The sequence below is a fragment of the Nocardia sp. NPDC059764 genome, from assembly GCF_042732555.1.
Classification (GTDB): Bacteria; Actinomycetota; Actinomycetes; order Mycobacteriales; family Mycobacteriaceae; genus Nocardia.
The window spans coordinates 14,189-30,333 of record NZ_JBHWHH010000087.1; the positions used below are offsets into that span (position 1 = coordinate 14,189).

Here is a 16,145-nt window from a genome sequence, read left to right on the forward strand (position 1 = left end):
CGTCCGCGACGATGACCGCGATGATCACCAGCGACCCGGACGTCGCACCGGTCTCCTTGCGGAAGCGCTTCCCGCTGCGGCATTTCCGGCAGGTGCCGGGCCCGGAGCTGCGGCGGCTGTTCCACCGCCTGCCCGAGGCCTTCGGCGGCTCCCGCGATCGCGACCTGCTGGCCATGGCACTGGGCGCGACCCTGTACGTGCCCGCCACCCGCGCCGACCTCACCGCCACCATCCTGCGCCGCGCCGAACGCGGCGTCTGCTCGATGGTCATCGACCTCGAGGACGCGGTCGCCGACCACGCCGTCGAATACGGGAAATGGCAGGCCGCCGTCACCCTCGACGAACTGGCGGCCAGCGGCGAGGCCTACCCGCTACTGTTCGTGCGGGTGCGCGACCCGCAGAGCATCGGCGAGATCGCCGGACGACTCGAGGCGGGCGCGACGGCGCTCACCGGATTCGTGCTGCCCAAGTTCGACAGCGCCTGCGCCGCCGACTACCTGGACGCGCTGGAACTCGCCTCGGAACGGCTGGGCCGCACCGTCTTCGGCATGCCCGTGCTGGAATCCCCCGCCCTGGTGCACCGCGAGACCCGCGACCGGGAACTGGGCCGCATCGGCGAACTGCTCACCGCGCACCGGGACCGCATCCTCGCCGTCCGCATCGGGGCCACGGACATGTGCTCCACCTTCGGGATTCGCCGCGATCGCGACCTCACCATCTACGACGTGCGCGTGGTCGCCGACGTCATCGCCGACATCGTCAACTATCTGGGCCGCGCCGACGGCACCGGATTCACCATCACCGGACCGGTCTGGGAGTACTTCGCCGACCACACCCGCATGTTCCGGCCGCTGCTGCGCACCGCCCCGTTCGCCGAGGTGGACGCCGTCCCGTTCCGGCAGTCGCTGGTCAGCCGGGACATGGACGGGCTGCTGCGGGAGATCACCCTGGATCGCGCCAACGGCATCCAGGGCAAGACCGTCATCCACCCCACCCACGTCGCGGTCGTGCACGCGCTGTCCATCGTGACCCACGAGGAATACGCCGACGCCGCCGACATTCTCAGCACCGGCGCGGGCGGGGTCGCCGCCTCCGAGTACCGCAACAAGATGAACGAGATGCGCCCGCACCGCAGCTGGGCCCACCAGATCATGCTGCGCGCCCGGGTCTTCGGCGTCGCCAACAAAGGAGTCTCCTTCGTGGATCTGCTCAAGGCCCTGGTCGAATCGTGACCGCCGACCCCGCCCTACCCTCGGCCACCCGCGAACTCCCCTGGGCCACCCGGGAACTCGGCCTCACCCTGCACCACACCGGCACCTGCCTGCCCGGTCCGGAATGGCGCGTGGAGACGCTCGTCGAACCCGGGCTGCGCCGCAATCCGCGCCGCGCCCACCTGCTGGTCTCGACGGTGCTCGGCAAGCATCTGCCGACCGACCCGCACCGGGTGCTCGACGCGGGGGACCGGCTCGGTGACCTGGTGCTCGACGTACTCGCCGCGTCCGGCGACCGGCCCGGCAGCGCCGTCGTGCTCGGCTTCGCCGAAACCGCGACCGGGCTCGGCCACACCGTCGCGGCCCGCATCGGCGCGCGGTGCTACCTGCACTCCACGCGCCGCGACGTCCCGGCCGCCGACACCCTCGCGGGCTTCGAGGAGGGCCACTCGCACGCCACCTCCCATCTGCTGCAACCCATGCCCGCCGCGGTCTTCCACAACGACCTGCCCATGGTGCTGGTCGACGACGAGATCTCCACCGGCGCGACCGCGCTGGACGCGGTCCGCGCTCTGCACGCCCTGACCCCGCGCACGCACTACGTCCTGGCGTCCCTGGTGGACATGCGGACCGGCGCCGACCGCCGCGCCTTCGAACAGGCGGCCGCCGACCTCGGCGCGCGCATCGACACCGTCTGCCTGGCGGGTGGCAGCACCGTGCTGCCCACCGACCTGATCGACACGGTCGCCGCACTGCCCGAACCCGTGCTGAACCCGGTCGCCGAACGTCGGGGCGCCTGCACTCGGGTCGAGATCCCCTGGCCCCACAATGTTCCCGAGGGCGGCCGCCACGGCTTCCTCGACTCCGACACCGAGCCCTTCGAGGCGGCGCTCGCTCGCGCCACCAAGGCCCTCTCCGCCGAGCTGGCCGAACCGCGGCCGGTCATCGTCATCGCCCACGAAGAACTCATGTACCTGCCGCTGCGCATCGCGGCCGGGTTGGCGGACAACGGGATTCCCGCCCGCTACCAGACGACGACGCGGTCACCGGCCTATGTTCTCGACGAACCGGGGTACCCGCTGCGCCGCGGATTCCGCTTCACCGCGCCCGAGACCGGCGAGGACGCCCCGCGATACCTGTACAACGCCCAGTGGCCGGGCGAGGACCGGGCGGTCGATCCGATCCTGCTGGTCGTCGTCGACACTCCGGCGGACACCGAACGGCTCACGGCCGCGGGCGGACTCGTCGACGTGCTCACCGCGTCGGGATCCGACGTGCTGCTGGCCGTGCTGCCCGAATCGGACCCGCGTGCGCTCGCCGCGACGCGCTCGGCGCGGCCGGAACCGTTGTACGGGCCGGAGTTCGGGTCGTACGCGCGCGACGAGGTGGCGTGGCTGCTCACGGATCTGTCCGGTGTCGCCCTGGAAGCCGATGTGGCCGAGCGCGAACGGCGGATCCAATCGGGGGCGGCGCACTACGCGGAATCGCTGCCGGTGGAGTACCAGCCGGACGCCGAGTATCGGGAGCTGTTCGACCGGGTGCTCGCGCAGAGCGCCGAGCGGCTGGCGCTGGCGGTGGCGACCGTCGCGGAACTGGTGGTCGCCGAGCGCGGGGACGACATCGTGCTGGCGTCGCTGGCGCGGGCCGGGACACCCGTCGGGGTGCTCATGCGCCGGTGGCTGGGGAGCCGGGGGATCGAGGTTCCGCACTACGCGGTGTCGATCGTGCGCGATCGCGGAATCGATTCGGCCGCACTGGATCACCTCGCGCGCGATCACGATCCGGCGCGGGTGGTGTTCGTGGACGGATGGACCGGCAAGGGCGCCATCACCCGCGAGCTCGACGCGGCGCTGGCGGCGTATCGCGCGGCGGGCGGGGCCCGGTTCGACCCGGACCTGGCGGTACTGGCCGATCCGGGCGGCTGCGCGCGGACCTTCGGCACCCGGGACGATTTCCTGATCGCCTCCGCGTGCTTGAATTCGACTGTGTCGGGCCTGATTTCGCGCACGGTGCTCAATGACCGGCTGCTCGCGCCCGGACAGTTCCACGGCGCCAAGTTCTACCGCGACCTCGCGGGCGAGGACCAGTCCAACCGCCTGCTGGACGCCGTGAGCGACTGCTTCGACCGGGTGCGCCCACAGGTGGACGCGCGGGTGCGCGAGCTGCTGGCCGCCGACCGGACCCCCACCTGGGCCGGCTGGGCCTCGGTGGAGCGGGTGCGGGCCGAGTACGGGATCTCGAGCGTGAACTTCGTGAAACCCGGTGTGGGGGAGACCACCCGGGTGCTGCTGCGGCGGGTGCCGTGGCGAGTGCTGGTGCGGGATCCGGACGCCGGCGAGCACGCGCACATCCGGCTGCTCGCCGCGGCGCGCGGCGTGCCGGTCGAAGTCGTGCCGGATTTGGCGTACGCCTGTATGGGCTTGATCAAGGAAGTGAAGGGATAGCCGGTGCAGCAGCGCGAGGTGATGGTGGCGACCGATCTCGATCGGACGCTGATCTATACGCGAGCGGCCTTCGGGAACGCGGACCCCGACACGGTGTGCGTGGAAGAGTATGAGGGACAGCCGCTCTCGTACATGACGGTGACGGCGGCCGAACGGCTGAAGATCCTGGCCGAGACCGCCGCCGTGGTGCCGGTCACCACCCGCACCATCGAGCAGTTCCAGCGCATCCGCCTGCCCGGCGGCCCGTGGCCCTACGCCGTCACCAGCAATGGCGGCAGCATCCTGCGCAACGGGCTGCCGGACCGGCGCTGGCGTTCCGCCCTCGAGGCCCGGGTGCGCGCCGAATGCGCCACCCTCGTGGAGGTGCGCGCGGAATTACGTGCCCGCGTGGACGAATCGTTCGCGCTGCGACTGCGCGAGGCCGACGACCTGTTCTGCTACCTGGTCGTGGACCAGGAGCGGTTGCCCGCCGGATTCCTCGCCGACTGGGACGCCTGGTGCCGGCCGCGTGGCTGGTCGGCCTCGCAGCAGGGTCGCAAGATCTACGCCATGCCGACCCCGGTGTGCAAAAGCCATGCGGTGCACGAAGTTCGACGCCGCATGCTCGACTCGGGCGAACTGCGCGGCGGGTCGCCGCTGCTGGCCGCCGGCGACGGCTCACTCGACGCGGAGATGCTGATCAGCGCCGACGCCGCCATCCGGCCACGGCATGGTGAGCTGGAGCAGCGGAACTGGCGTCATCCCCGCGTGGCGGTCACCGGGGCGTCGGGTATCCAGGCGTCCGAGGAGATCGTCGACTTCTTCCTTGGTGTGAGGGCTCTGCGGTAGGCGTCAATTCCCGGTCAGGGTACGAACTTTCGAGACCGCCAGGGCCGCGTCGGGTCCGGTCGCGCGCACTTCCAGCCGATGCCCGGGGAGTACGCCGAGGGTGAGGACACGGGTCAGGCTGTCGCCGGGCACCGGACCGACGCCGGTGGTGTCATTGCGGAGTTCGACGTGTGCGTCGAAATCCCGTAGGGCCGAGACCAACTCGGCTGCGGGGCGAGCGTGCAATCCGTGCCGACCGGTCACCTCGAATATCTCGATGACGGCCGAGTTATCCACAGGTGCACTACCTGTGGATGGATGTGGATCGATCGCGACCCCCGGTTCTGTGGACGAACCCAGCTGCGACCGCTTCGCGGTGAGCGCGCCGTCGGCTTCACGGGCGACGGTCTCCAGATCAGCGCCCCCACCCGCCACGGCCAGCGCCGCGACCAGACCCTCGACCAGCGGTGCTGCCGAGAGGTGAACCCGCACCGGGGATTCGAGCAGATCGAGCGCGGTCTCGGCGGACAGCACGGCGCTCCCCAGATCCATCAACACCAGCACGCCGTCCCCGGAATCGGCCTCCCGGACAGCGTCGGCGACCGCGACCGCGTCGGTGCCGAACTCCGCCGCGGACAGTCCCGCCGCGATCCGCACCGCCACACCCTGATCGGGCAGCAACCCGGCGGCCAGCGCCACCGCGGCCTCGGCCAGCGCGCGGCTGTGCGAGACCACCACCAGTCCGATCATCGCAGGGCCTGCCGGGCCGCCCGCACCAGCAGGGCGACGCTGGTCGCACCCGGATCCTGGTGTCCCGCACTGCGCTCACCCAGATACGACGCGCGGCCCTTGCGCGCCACCAGCGGCGTCGTGGCATCGCGACCGGCTTCCGCCGCGGCGACCGCGGCGTCCAGCGCGACCTCGGCCGAGGCGCCGCCCGCGACTTCCTCGTCCAGGGCGTCGGCCGCGGGACCGAGCGCATCCACCATGGTCTTGTCCCCGGGATCGGCCTTACCGCGGGCGATCACACCGTCCAGACCCGCCCGGAACGCCCGCGCGAAATCACCGATCTCCGAACCGCTCTCGATGGGGCCGGCGAAGCGCAGGAAGAACGTTCCGAACAGCGGACCGCTGGCGCCGCCGATGGTGCGGATCAGTACCAGGGCGGTCTGCTTCATGGTCTCGGCCGGTGACGACGAACCATCCAGTGCCGCAACGGCCGCTGTCATGCCGCGCTGCATATTCGTCCCGTGATCCGCGTCGCCGATGGCGGCGTCCAGCGCGGTCAACTCGGTGGCGTGTTCGTCCACCAGCGCCGCGAATCCGCGCACCCACGCCGAGACGTCGACCGCCGCCATCAGATGCCCCACCGCAGCGCCGGAGTTCGCACCGGCGCGTCCCACAGTTCCGTCAGCTCCTCGTCCAGCCGGGTCACCGTGACCGAGCAGCCCGCCATGTCGAGTGCTGTGATGTACGGCCCGACCAGCGAGCGCTCGACGTGGATCCCCCGCCCGCGCAGGATCCGCGCCACTTCGTCGAACATGAGGTACAGCTCGATGAGCGGCGTCCCGCCCATGCCGTTGACGAAGCACAGCACCCGATCACCCGCCGTGAACGGCAGATCCGTAAGAATCGGCTCCAGCAGCATTCCCGCCACATCGCGGGCCGGGGCCAGCGGCACCCGCTCCCGGCCGGGCTCGCCGTGGATGCCGATTCCGATCTCCATCTCGGCGTCGCCGAGCTCGAAGGTGGGGCGCCCGACGGCGGGGACCGTGCAGGAGGTCAGCGCCATCCCCATGCTGCGCGAGCACGCGTTCACCCGCTCCGCGATGCGCGCCACCTCGTCGAGCGGACGGCCCTGTTCGGCGGCCGCGCCCGCCATCTTCTCCAGGATCACCGTCGCGCCGACGCCGCGCCGCCCGGCGGTGTAGGTGCTGTCCCAAACCGCCACATCGTCGTTCACCACGACCGCACGGACCTCCGCGCCCGATTCGGCGGCCGCCAGTTCGGCGGCCATCTCGAAATTCATCACGTCGCCGGTGTAGTTCTTCACGATGTGCAGCACGCCCGCCCCGGAATCCACGGCGGCGGTGGCGGCCTGGATCTGATCGGGCACCGGGGACGTGAAGATCTCGCCGGGACAGGCCGCGTCCAGCATGCCGAGGCCGACGAAGCCGCCGTGCAGGGGTTCGTGTCCGGAGCCGCCGCCCGAGACCAGGCCGACCTTGCCCAGGCGTGGCGCGTCGGCGCGCACCACGATGCGTTGTTCGGTGTCCACCCGCAGCTCCGGATGCGCCGCGGCCATCCCGGCCAGGGCGGCGTCCACCACGTCGGCCGGATCGTTGATGAGCTTCTTCACCGAAATCTCCCGTCGGAAGGCCGGTTCGGGTCCCTGTGAGTCAGACTCGCACCGCCCCTGCGGCGGCGACGTGGTTTCGGGCTTTTGCGACGGGATTCGGGCTAAGCCAGCGGTTCCGCGGTTTCCTCGAGGGTGCGGGCCAGCTCGATGTCGGTGACCAGCTGCACCATCAGATCCCGCAGTTCACCGTCGGGCAGATGGTCGGCGGCGAATTCGAAGGGTTCGGAGACGTCCAGGCCGCCCTGGGTGGCGGCCAGGATCACCCACGGAATCCCCACCTCGGCCACGCCGAGGCGCTCCCGGATCAGATCGGTGGTGTCCTCCACCAGGGCGGTGCGCGCGGCCACCGCGGCCGTCATCTGCTCGTCCAACTCGATCCGGCGGCGCTCCAGCAGCCCCGCGTCCGCTTTCGCCTCCTGTTCCGGGGTGGTGCGGACCGAACCGTCGTCGAAGACCTGGAAGCCCTCGTTCACGCAGAGGGTGCCCAGCGACACCTCGGCCTCGGCCAGCTCCGGCAGGGTGCGCAGGCAGTCCAGCACCGCGTCCAGCGCCGCCACCAGGCGGTCCCGAATATCGCGGCGGCGCACCAGCTCCCGATCGGCGTCCTCGCGCTCGGACAGCACCTGCTCGACCGCGCGCCCGATCTGGAAGGCCATGGCCGTGGATTCCGGGGCCCAGCCGCCGCGCGGCGTGAACTCGCCCTCCTTGGGCGTGATGGTGTCCAGGAAGGCGTTCACCGCGTCGAGCAGGTCGCGCAGCTGGTCACGGGACACGGCCGGGTGCCGGAAGGCGCGTAGGTACTGTTCGTGCGCTTCCGCGGGTTCCACCTCACCGTCGCTCACGGTGCCGATACTGCCACGCGTTCCCGGCATACTCGGCCACCACGCCTCCAGCCCGTGTCGCCGCGTTCTCGTAGAGTGGCAGCGACCGCACCGTCAAGCGAAGGGTCGATCGTGTCCGCAGTTTTGGTGAAGGGCCAGAACGGTCCGCTGAGTGTCCACGAACTGGTGATCAGCGTGGAGGTGGCCGCACCGGCCGACCTGTCCGCGCTACTCGTCACCCCGGCGGGCACGGTGCGCACCGACGCCGATTTCGTATTCTTCAACCAGCCTTCGGGGCCGGGGGTGACGCTTCGCCCCGGTGCGCCGGGCACGCCCGCCGTGCTGGCGGTGTCGCTGGACGCGATTCCCGCTGATATCGAACAGCTTCGGGCCGTCATCACCCTCGACGACGCCAACGGCAGTTTCGGGCAGCTGTCCGCGCCCGTGGCCCGGGTCTCCGACGCCGCCGGAAACTCGCTGTACGAGTACCGGATCGAGGGCCTGAGCACCGAATCCATCGTCATCGCACTGGAGTTGTACCGCCGCCAGGGCAGCTGGAAGGCCCGCGCGGTCGGGCAGGGGTACGCAGGCGGCTTCGCCGCGCTGGTCACCGACCACGGCGTGCGCGTCGACGACGCGCCGCAGCCCGCTCCCGTGTCCGCGCCCGCGCCCGAGCAGTTCGCCCCGGCCACCGGCGGATATCCGCCCCCGCCCGCGCAATTCGAGCCCACGGGCGGCTACCCGCCGCCCCCCGCGCCCACCGGCGGCTTCCCGCCGCCGCCCCCGCAGGGCCAGCCCACCGGGGGCTACCCGCCGCCTCCGCCGCCGCCCGCGCCGCAGGCCGATCGCGATCTGCCCACCGGCCATGTCGTCAGCCTGGTCAAGGGCCAGCGCATCAATCTGCGCAAAGAGGGCGGCGGCGCACTGAGTTACGTGAAGATGGGGCTGGGCTGGGACCCCGTCAAGCGCGGCGGCATCTTCGGCAACAAGGCCGTGGACGTGGACCTGGACGCCTCGGTCGTGATGTTCGCCGGACACGGCCCGGTGGATGTCGTGTACTACGGCAGCCTCAGCTCCAAGGACGGGTCGATCCGCCACCAGGGCGACAATCTGACCGGTGAGGGTGAGGGCGACGACGAGGAGATCAGCGTCGACCTGTCGCGCATCTCGCCGTCGGTCACCACCCTGCTGTTCATCGTGACCTCCTACAAGGGCCACACCTTCGAACAGCTCGCCAATGCCTACTGCCGCCTGGTGGACAGCGCCACCAATGCCGAGATGGCGCGCTTCACCCTCACCGGCGGCATGCCGTTCACCGGCATGGCCATGGGCAAGATGTTCCGCCCGGCCCCCGGCGCGGACTGGAAGTTCCAGGCCCTCGGCGAGGGCTTCCAGGCCAAGCATCCGGGCGAGGCCGTACCGCAGCTGGCCCGCTTCCTCTGAGGCGGTGATCGGGCCCCGGCCCTGAGCGACGGCTCAGGGCACGGGTTCCGGCCGCCGCGGCCACAGCCACGACGGCAGCCACGGATCCTGGGGATCCGGGGCGCGGTCGAGCACACCGCCGCCCGGATCGTCGGCGCCGTCGCGGCGCACCGGATCCTCGGCGGGGCGGTAGATCTGGCGGATCACCAGGACGCACAACGCGATCACCGCCAGATCGCGCACCACCACGGTGCCGGTGAACCACTGCTCGGGCAGGCCCTTGTGATCCGGGCCCAGGTAGTAGTACATGCGCGGCACCCACACCAGGGCGTCGATCGCCATCCACGCCAACAGGATCCGCCGGTGCGGCAGCGCCAGCACGGCCAGCGGAACCAGCCAGATCGAATACTGCGGGCTCCACACCTTGTTGGTCAGCAGGAACGCCGCCACCACCAGGAAGGCCAGCTGCGCCAGCCGCGGCCGCCGCGCGGCGGTCAGGCCGATCCAGCCGATGCCCGCGCACGCCGCGAGGAACAGCAGCAGCGACACCGTGTTCAGCACGGTCGGTACATCCTGCGGGCCGAGCACCCCGTCGAATCCGGCCCAGCCGGTGAACGAGGTGATCACGTTGTAGATCGAATCCGGGTCCGCGTGCCGTTCGGTGTTGAGCCGGAAGAACTCCCACCAGCCGTTCGGGTACAGCGCCGCGATCGGCGCGTTCACCGCCAGCCAGGTGATCGCGGCCGACGCCACCGCGGCGCCCGCGGCCCGCATCGGCGGCAGGCCACCGAAGGCGGCGTCGCCCTCATCGTGCCGGTAGGCGCGGACGCACAGGATCAGGATCGGGCCCAGGAGCAGCAGCGGATACAGCTTCGCCGCCCCGCCCAAGCCCAGCAGGATGCCCGCCGCCACCGGCCGACGGCGGCCCCAGGCCAGCAGGCCGCCCGCCGCGAAAGCCGTTGCCAGCAAATCGAAGTTGGTGAACGCGTGCACCGCCACCAGCGGCGACAGCGCCACCAGCGCGGTATCCCAGATCCGCCGTCCCGCGGACAGCGCGGTCGCCCAGATGGTCACCAGCCAAGCCAGCGCCAGGCCGATCGCCACCACATTGAAGTAGATGACCACCTCCAGCGCGCCGCTGCCCGGCAGCGGAGAAACCTTCCACGCCTTGGCGATTCCCATGGAGATGTACTGGTACATCCCGGACAGCACCGGGTACTCCATGTAGCGGACCTGAGCCTTGCCGTCGCTGAACTCGACCCACTGCTTCTTGTACGGGAACGCGCCCTCGTTGAGACGCTCGGCGCCGTACAGCGGCACCGTGTCCGAATAGCACATGGCCAGGTACTGGCGGCCGTTGTTCCAGTCCAGGCCCATGACTCCCGAGGAGTCCGGTCGCTGCTGGATGCAGCCCGCCTTGCCGAACCAGCCGAACGCCAGGAACAGCACCGCGAACGCCATCAGCACCCGCATCGGGGTCCAGAAGCGGACCCGGCCGATCACCGCGTGGTCGCCCACCGGGCCGCCGAGCGGATCGCACAGCTGCGCGGTCAGCGTGTCGGTGCGACTCGGCTTGTCCCGGTCGTCGACCGACCGCAGATCGTCCGCCAGCGGCGCCGGCGACTCGTAGCCGACCGGCGTATCACGCTGCGCGCGAGCCTGTTCCACTCCTGCTGCCTCCCCCGGCTCCGGCGCCGCGCCGGCCGGTCCGCTCGCGGCGGCCGACCGGTGCGCCAGTTGCTGCTCGATCACGCCAGCAGGCTACCGATTCGGCCGCCCATTGCCGTTGCCGGTACCGCTGTTCGGAGCCGTGGTCGTGGCGCCACCGTCCGCGGGCGCGACCGGTTGCCCGGACATCGGACCCGTGCCGCCGCCCTGCTGCTCCTGAGTGGGCTCGGGCTGGGTCTGCTGCCGTTGGTTCTGCGGGTTCGGCGCCAGACCCGGCACCGGGATGGAGAACCCGGGCAGACCCGGGATCGGCATCTGGCTGGTGGTGACGACCGGGGGCAGCGGCGCCTCGGTGGTCGAGGGCGCGGTGTACGGCGCCGACCAGGACGGCACACCACCCTGCGAGCTGCCGATATTGCCCGGCTTCGGGAAGGACTCGTTCGCCGTGCCCTTGAGCGCGCCGTCCATGGTCGACTTCCAGATGTCGGACGGCAGGCCCGAACCGTAGATCATGCCGCCATTGACGTTGCGCAGCTTCTCGTTTCCGGCGGCCGTGCCGATCCACACCGCGGTGGACAGCGACGGCGTGTAGCCGACCATCCAGGCGTCCTTGTTCTCGATGGTGTCGCCCAGCTGGGCGGTACCGGTCTTGGACGCCGACTGGCGGTCACCCGCGAGCTGATGCTTGTTCGAGTACTGCGCGATCGGCCTCATCGCGTCGGTCACGTTGTCGGCCACCGCCGCCGAGACCTTGCGCTCACCGGCCACGTCGCCGCGGTCCATCAGCACGGTGCCGTCGGAGGCGACCACCTTGGTCACGAAATGCGGCGCGTGGTACATGCCCGACGCGGCCAGCGTGGCGTAGGCCGAGGCCATGTCCAGCACGCGAACGTTGTACTGGCCCAGCACGATACCGTTGTTCGGCGACGAGCCGTCCGGCTCCACCAGCGTCTTGCCGATGCCGTCGACGTTCGCGGGGATGCCGAGCCGGTGCGCCATGTCGGCGATCTTCTGCGGGCCGTTGCCCGGCATGTCCAGCATCATCCGGTAGAAGCTGGTGTTGTAGGACCGCTTGGTGGCCTCGGCGATGGTGCACATGCCGCAGTTCTCATCGGCGACATTGTGGATCGCGATCCCGTTGACCTTGAACGGCGAGGAGCTGTCGTACATGGTCGAGAGCGGCTTGCCCAGTTCCAGGTTCTCGGCCAGACCGAACACCTTGAACGAGGAGCCCGGCTGCAGACCGGCATTCGCGAAGTCGAAGCCCTGGCCGTCGGAACCGCCGTAATAGGCGCGCACCGCACCTGTCTTCGGATCCACCGACACCACCGCGGCCTTGAGCTGCTCCGGCTCGCCGTCCATCACCTTGTTCACCGCGTTGACGGCGGCGTCCTGGGCCTTCTGATCGATCGTGGTGGTGATCTGCAGGCCCTGGGTGTTCAGGTCGTGCTCGGAGATGCCCGCGGCTTCCAGCTCCTTGAGCACCTGGGTCTTGATCAGGCCCTCCGGGCCCGCGTCCAGGGTCTTGTCGTGCTGCGCCTCCGCGGCCGAGATCACCGGCGGGTACTGCATGTTCGCGCGGTCCGCGGCGGGCAGGTTGCCGCCGTCGACCATGCCGTCCAGCACGTACTTCCAGCGGGTCTGCGCGCCCTGCGGATTCTTCTCCGGGTCCAGGTTCGACGGCTGCTGAATGGTGGCCGCCAGGACCGCGCCCTCGGACACGCTCAGATCCTGCACCGGCTTGTTGAAGTACGCCTTGGACGCCGCGTCGATGCCGTACGCGCCGCGGCCGAAGTAGATGGTGTTCAGGTAGGCGGCCAGGATCTGGTCCTTGGACCACTGCTTGGCCATCTTGGCCGAGATCACCAGCTCACGCAGCTTTCGGGTGAGCGAGTGCTCGTTGCCGACCATCGCGTTCTTCACGTACTGCTGGGTGATCGTCGAACCACCACCGGCGCTCGAATTGCCGGTCAGCTGACCGACGAACGCGCGGCCGAAGCCCTGGATCGAGAAGCCCGGGTTGGTGTAGAACGACCGGTCCTCGGCCGCGATGACCGCGTTGCGGACGTGCGGCGGGATCTGGTCGATCGTGACATCGGTCCGGTTGCCTTCCGGCGGAATGATCTTCGCCAGCACCGAGTTGCCGTCGGCCATGTAGATGGTGGCCACCTGATTGTTCTTCAGGTCGCCGGGCTGCGGCACGTTCACCGTCGAATAGGCGTACAGGAAGACCGTGCTGCCCAGGCCCAGCACCAGCGCCATGCCCACGTAGATGGTCCGGCGGATGATCCGCCAGATGGAGGTCTTGCGAGGCGCGCCCTTGCCGCCCCCGGAACCGTTGCCGCCCGGCCGCCGCGGCGGCGGGCCGGGCGGGGTGCCGCCCTGGGGACGCCGGGTGGCGGGCTGGCCGCCGGTCGGCGGTCGATTGCCCTCGGCCGGGCGGGTCCGCGTCGCCGCGCCCGCGCCCGCCGCGGCGCCCGCGCGGACCCCGCGATCGGCGACCCGCTGGGTGCGGTCCGCGGCGGCCGCCCGGGAGATGTGATTCGGAACCGCCTGTCGCGCGCCGGTGTTCACGCGCTGATCGGCGGCGGGGTTCGGAAGCTTGCGGGTCGCATCCGGATTGCCGGGTCTGGGCGGCGGCGTTCCGGGCCGCCGGGCCGGCTGCCCGCCCTGCGGCGCGCCCCCGCGCTGCGGCTGGCCGTTCGGTCCGCGCGGCGGCATCCCGCCGGGACCGCCGCCGTTGCCGCGCTGCGGGCCACCGGGTCCCATGGGCTGACGCGCCCCGGGCGGCGGCCCCGCGGGCCGTCCTCCCTGGGCCGGCGGCGGGTAACCACCGGGGCCGGGTTGCGAACCGCCACGGGGGCGGCCGCCGTGCGGTCCGTCGTCATAGGGCGATGTCACAGCCTGGCTCTCCAATTACTTCTCGATACGGTCCGGGTCCCCGGGCAGGGCTCGATGCGGTCACTGTCGGTGTACCGCGGCGGGCATGCGTGCCCGCGGATCAGCAGTCGACGCGGCCTCTCACTCGGCGGCCGTACGACGGGTGCCGGTGCGGCGTCGGCCCGTCGGCGCCGGGGCTAGGCCCAGCACATAGGACTGCACCAGATGGTTCCAACTACAGGTCCGGCACACCTCGACCACATGGACCGAGAACTCCTCCCGAGTCTCGGCCAACCGGACCAGTTCCTCCGGCGCGCGAGCGGAGCCCGCGACGGCGCCCAGGCCGTCGCCGTAGACCCACGAGACGAGTGTCAACTGCTCTTTCCTGCAGATAGGGCATGTGACCTCGCTTCCCCGCCCGTGGAACTTCGCCGCCCGCAGGAGGTACGGATTGGCATCGCACACATCCGCGACGTCCACCCGTCCCGCGTAGACGTCGGCCAGCAGGGACCGGCGCCGAAGCGCATAGTCCACTACCTGCCGCTGTATTCGCACGCGACCCAGAGTACTTGCGGTGGCCCTCGGCCCGCACGCGCTGTTCCGCCTCTCCGCGACTTTTGCGGACGCTGGGAGCCGTTGCCACTGGTCAACCCGTGCCGGCGGTCGGGTGCCAACCCGATTTTGGGGGTACCCGATGAGTTACCCCACTCGGCACGAGATCAGTCGCCACGTTCGGAAACGTCGCGTGGCGCTCGCCAAACTATATCGGCGCGATATAGTTTGGAACTGCATCCATCGGTTAGGTCTGAACACAACAGTCAGGGGGTGAAGCCCGGTGCTGGAGTTGGCAATCCTCGGGCTGCTCCTCGAGTCGCCGATGCACGGCTACGAGCTGCGCAAGCGGCTCACCGGTCTGCTGGGCCCGTTCCGGGCCTTCTCCTACGGGTCGCTGTATCCGACCCTGCGGCGCATGCAGGCCGACGGCCTCATCGCGGAGGAGAGTCCGCAGGGCTTGGCAACGCGCCGTGCGCGGCGGGTCTACAACCTGACTGACCCGGGACGGGAGCGGTTCGCCGAACTGCTCGCCGACACCGGACCCCAGAACTACACCGACGACGGCTTCGGCGTTCATCTGGCCTTCTTCGGCCGCACCCCCGCGGAAGCGCGGATGCGAATCCTGGAGGGGCGGCGGAGGCAGGTCGAGGAGCGCCGAGAAGGACTGCGGGAAGCGATAAAGCGAGCCAGTGGGCAACTGGACCGCTATACCCGCCAGCTCCATCAACTCGGTCTCGAATCAAGCGAGCGCGAAGTGCGCTGGCTCAACGAGTTGATTGCTGCGGAGCAATCGACGAAGGCGGCACCACAGAAAGAGGGAAATATCGGCCATGAGTGAGATCAACACCGAAGTTCGGGTGGCCATCGTCGGCGTGGGTAACTGCGCATCTTCCCTGGTTCAGGGCGTGCAGTACTACAAGGACGCCGACGAGAATTCGACCGTCCCCGGACTCATGCACGTGAAGTTCGGTCCGTACCACGTCCGTGATGTGAAGTTCGTCGCCGCGTTCGACGTCGACGCCAAGAAGGTCGGCTTCGACCTGTCCGACGCGATCTTCGCCAGCGAGAACAACACCATCAAGATCTCCGACGTGCCGCCGTCGGGTCTGACCGTGCAGCGTGGACCGACGCTGGACGGCATCGGCAAGTACTACGCGCAGACCATCGAGCTGTCCGAGGCCGAGCCGGTCGACGTCGTCCAGGCGCTGAAGGATGCCAAGGTCGACGTCCTCGTTTCCTACCTCCCGGTCGGTTCGGAAGAGGCCGACAAGTTCTACGCGCAGTGCGCCATCGACGCGGGCGTGGCCTTCGTCAACGCGCTGCCCGTGTTCATCGCCTCCGACCCGGTCTGGGCCCAGAAGTTCGTCGACGCCGGCGTGCCGATCGTCGGCGACGACATCAAGTCCCAGGTCGGCGCGACCATCACCCACCGCGTGATGGCCAAGCTGTTCGAGGACCGCGGCGTCGTGCTGGACCGCACCTACCAGCTCAATGTCGGCGGCAACATGGACTTCAAGAACATGCTCGAGCGTGAGCGCCTGGAGTCGAAGAAGGTCTCCAAGACCCAGGCCGTGACGTCCAACCTCGAGGGCCCGCTCTCGGGCAAGGTGTACGACCGCAACGTGCACATCGGCCCGTCGGACTACGTCGAGTGGCTCGACGACCGCAAGTGGGCCTACGTCCGGCTCGAGGGTCGCGCCTTCGGTGACGTGCCGCTGAACCTGGAGTACAAGCTCGAGGTGTGGGACTCGCCGAACTCGGCCGGCATCATCATCGACGCCGTCCGCGCCGCCAAGATCGCCAAGGATCGCGGCATCGGCGGACCCGTCCTCCCGGCCTCGGCCTACCTGATGAAGTCGCCGCCCAAGCAGCTGGCCGACGACGTGGCCCGCGCCCAGCTCGAGGCCTTCATCATCGACGCAGAATAACTCTCATCGCTCTCAGGGGGCTTCGCCCCCCGAACCCCCGATGGGAGATG

13 protein-coding genes are annotated in these 16,145 nt (G+C 70.1%); 6 read left to right on the forward strand and 7 right to left on the reverse strand.

From position 1 onward, the window contains the following. Positions 1 to 20: 20 nt before the first annotated feature. Genes ACFV4K_RS20175 through ACFV4K_RS20185 form a run of 3 tightly spaced genes read left to right on the forward strand, consistent with a single transcriptional unit; the run spans position 21 to position 4,483 of the window. Positions 21 to 1,232 carry an HpcH/HpaI aldolase/citrate lyase family protein gene (locus ACFV4K_RS20175; RefSeq protein WP_379276735.1) on the forward strand — a complete coding sequence of 404 codons (1,212 nt, stop codon included), beginning with the start codon at positions 21 to 23 and terminating at the stop codon, positions 1,230 to 1,232. Next, entirely contained in the window at positions 1,229 to 3,655 is a 2,427-nt protein-coding gene (locus tag ACFV4K_RS20180) for a phosphoribosyltransferase (RefSeq protein WP_379276725.1), read from the forward strand. The genes ACFV4K_RS20175 and ACFV4K_RS20180 overlap by 4 nt, the downstream gene beginning before the upstream one ends. 21 nt (positions 3,656 to 3,676) lie before the next feature. Then, complete coding sequence (locus ACFV4K_RS20185; RefSeq protein ID WP_379276736.1) at positions 3,677 to 4,483, forward strand: HAD family hydrolase; 807 nt, start codon at positions 3,677 to 3,679, stop codon at positions 4,481 to 4,483. 3 nt (positions 4,484 to 4,486) lie between these two features. Here ACFV4K_RS20185 and dhaM read toward each other — a convergent pair whose 3' ends face one another. From dhaM to ACFV4K_RS20205, 4 genes are all read right to left on the reverse strand, one after another. Continuing rightward, complete coding sequence (gene dhaM / locus ACFV4K_RS20190) at positions 4,487 to 5,212, reverse strand: dihydroxyacetone kinase phosphoryl donor subunit DhaM (protein WP_379276726.1); 726 nt, start codon at positions 5,210 to 5,212, stop codon at positions 4,487 to 4,489. Beyond that, complete coding sequence (gene dhaL, locus ACFV4K_RS20195; RefSeq protein ID WP_379276738.1) at positions 5,209 to 5,820, reverse strand: dihydroxyacetone kinase subunit DhaL; 612 nt, start codon at positions 5,818 to 5,820, stop codon at positions 5,209 to 5,211. Before dhaL ends, dhaM begins: the two co-directional genes overlap by 4 nt. Further along, the gene (gene dhaK, locus ACFV4K_RS20200) at positions 5,820 to 6,821 is read right to left on the reverse strand and encodes a dihydroxyacetone kinase subunit DhaK (RefSeq protein WP_379276727.1); all 1,002 of its coding nucleotides are present in this window, start codon (positions 6,819 to 6,821) and stop codon (positions 5,820 to 5,822) included. Before dhaK ends, dhaL begins: the two co-directional genes overlap by 1 nt. Before the next feature lie 101 nt (positions 6,822 to 6,922). Then, positions 6,923 to 7,663, reverse strand: a complete 741-nt coding sequence (locus ACFV4K_RS20205) for a hypothetical protein (RefSeq protein WP_379276729.1) — start codon at positions 7,661 to 7,663, stop codon at positions 6,923 to 6,925. Between the two features lie 111 nt (positions 7,664 to 7,774). On the opposite strand from ACFV4K_RS20205, the gene ACFV4K_RS20210 reads away from it, so the two are divergent. After that, entirely contained in the window at positions 7,775 to 9,085 is a 1,311-nt protein-coding gene (locus ACFV4K_RS20210) for a TerD family protein (RefSeq protein WP_379276731.1), read from the forward strand. Positions 9,086 to 9,118: 33 nt separating this feature from the next. On the opposite strand, the gene ACFV4K_RS20215 is transcribed toward ACFV4K_RS20210, so the two are convergent. From ACFV4K_RS20215 to ACFV4K_RS20225, 3 genes are all read right to left on the reverse strand, one after another. Next, positions 9,119 to 10,732, reverse strand: coding sequence for a glycosyltransferase family 87 protein (locus ACFV4K_RS20215; protein ID WP_379276740.1), 1,614 nt, complete (start codon positions 10,730 to 10,732; stop codon positions 9,119 to 9,121). A 93-nt stretch (positions 10,733 to 10,825) separates the two neighbouring features. Then, positions 10,826 to 12,994: a transglycosylase domain-containing protein gene (locus ACFV4K_RS20220; protein ID WP_379276742.1), complete on the reverse strand. Its 2,169-nt coding sequence runs from the start codon at positions 12,992 to 12,994 to the stop codon at positions 10,826 to 10,828. A 759-nt stretch (positions 12,995 to 13,753) separates the two neighbouring features. After that, positions 13,754 to 14,167, reverse strand: a complete 414-nt coding sequence (locus ACFV4K_RS20225) for a DUF5318 domain-containing protein (RefSeq protein ID WP_357097436.1) — start codon at positions 14,165 to 14,167, stop codon at positions 13,754 to 13,756. Positions 14,168 to 14,447: 280 nt separating this feature from the next. Between ACFV4K_RS20225 and ACFV4K_RS20230 the strand changes: the two genes are divergently transcribed. Next, on the forward strand, positions 14,448 to 15,005 hold the full coding sequence (locus ACFV4K_RS20230; RefSeq protein WP_357097434.1) for a PadR family transcriptional regulator: 558 nt from the start codon (positions 14,448 to 14,450) through the stop codon (positions 15,003 to 15,005). Continuing rightward, complete coding sequence (locus ACFV4K_RS20235; protein WP_379276733.1) at positions 14,998 to 16,095, forward strand: inositol-3-phosphate synthase; 1,098 nt, start codon at positions 14,998 to 15,000, stop codon at positions 16,093 to 16,095. The genes ACFV4K_RS20230 and ACFV4K_RS20235 overlap by 8 nt, the downstream gene beginning before the upstream one ends. Positions 16,096 to 16,145 lie beyond the last annotated feature (50 nt).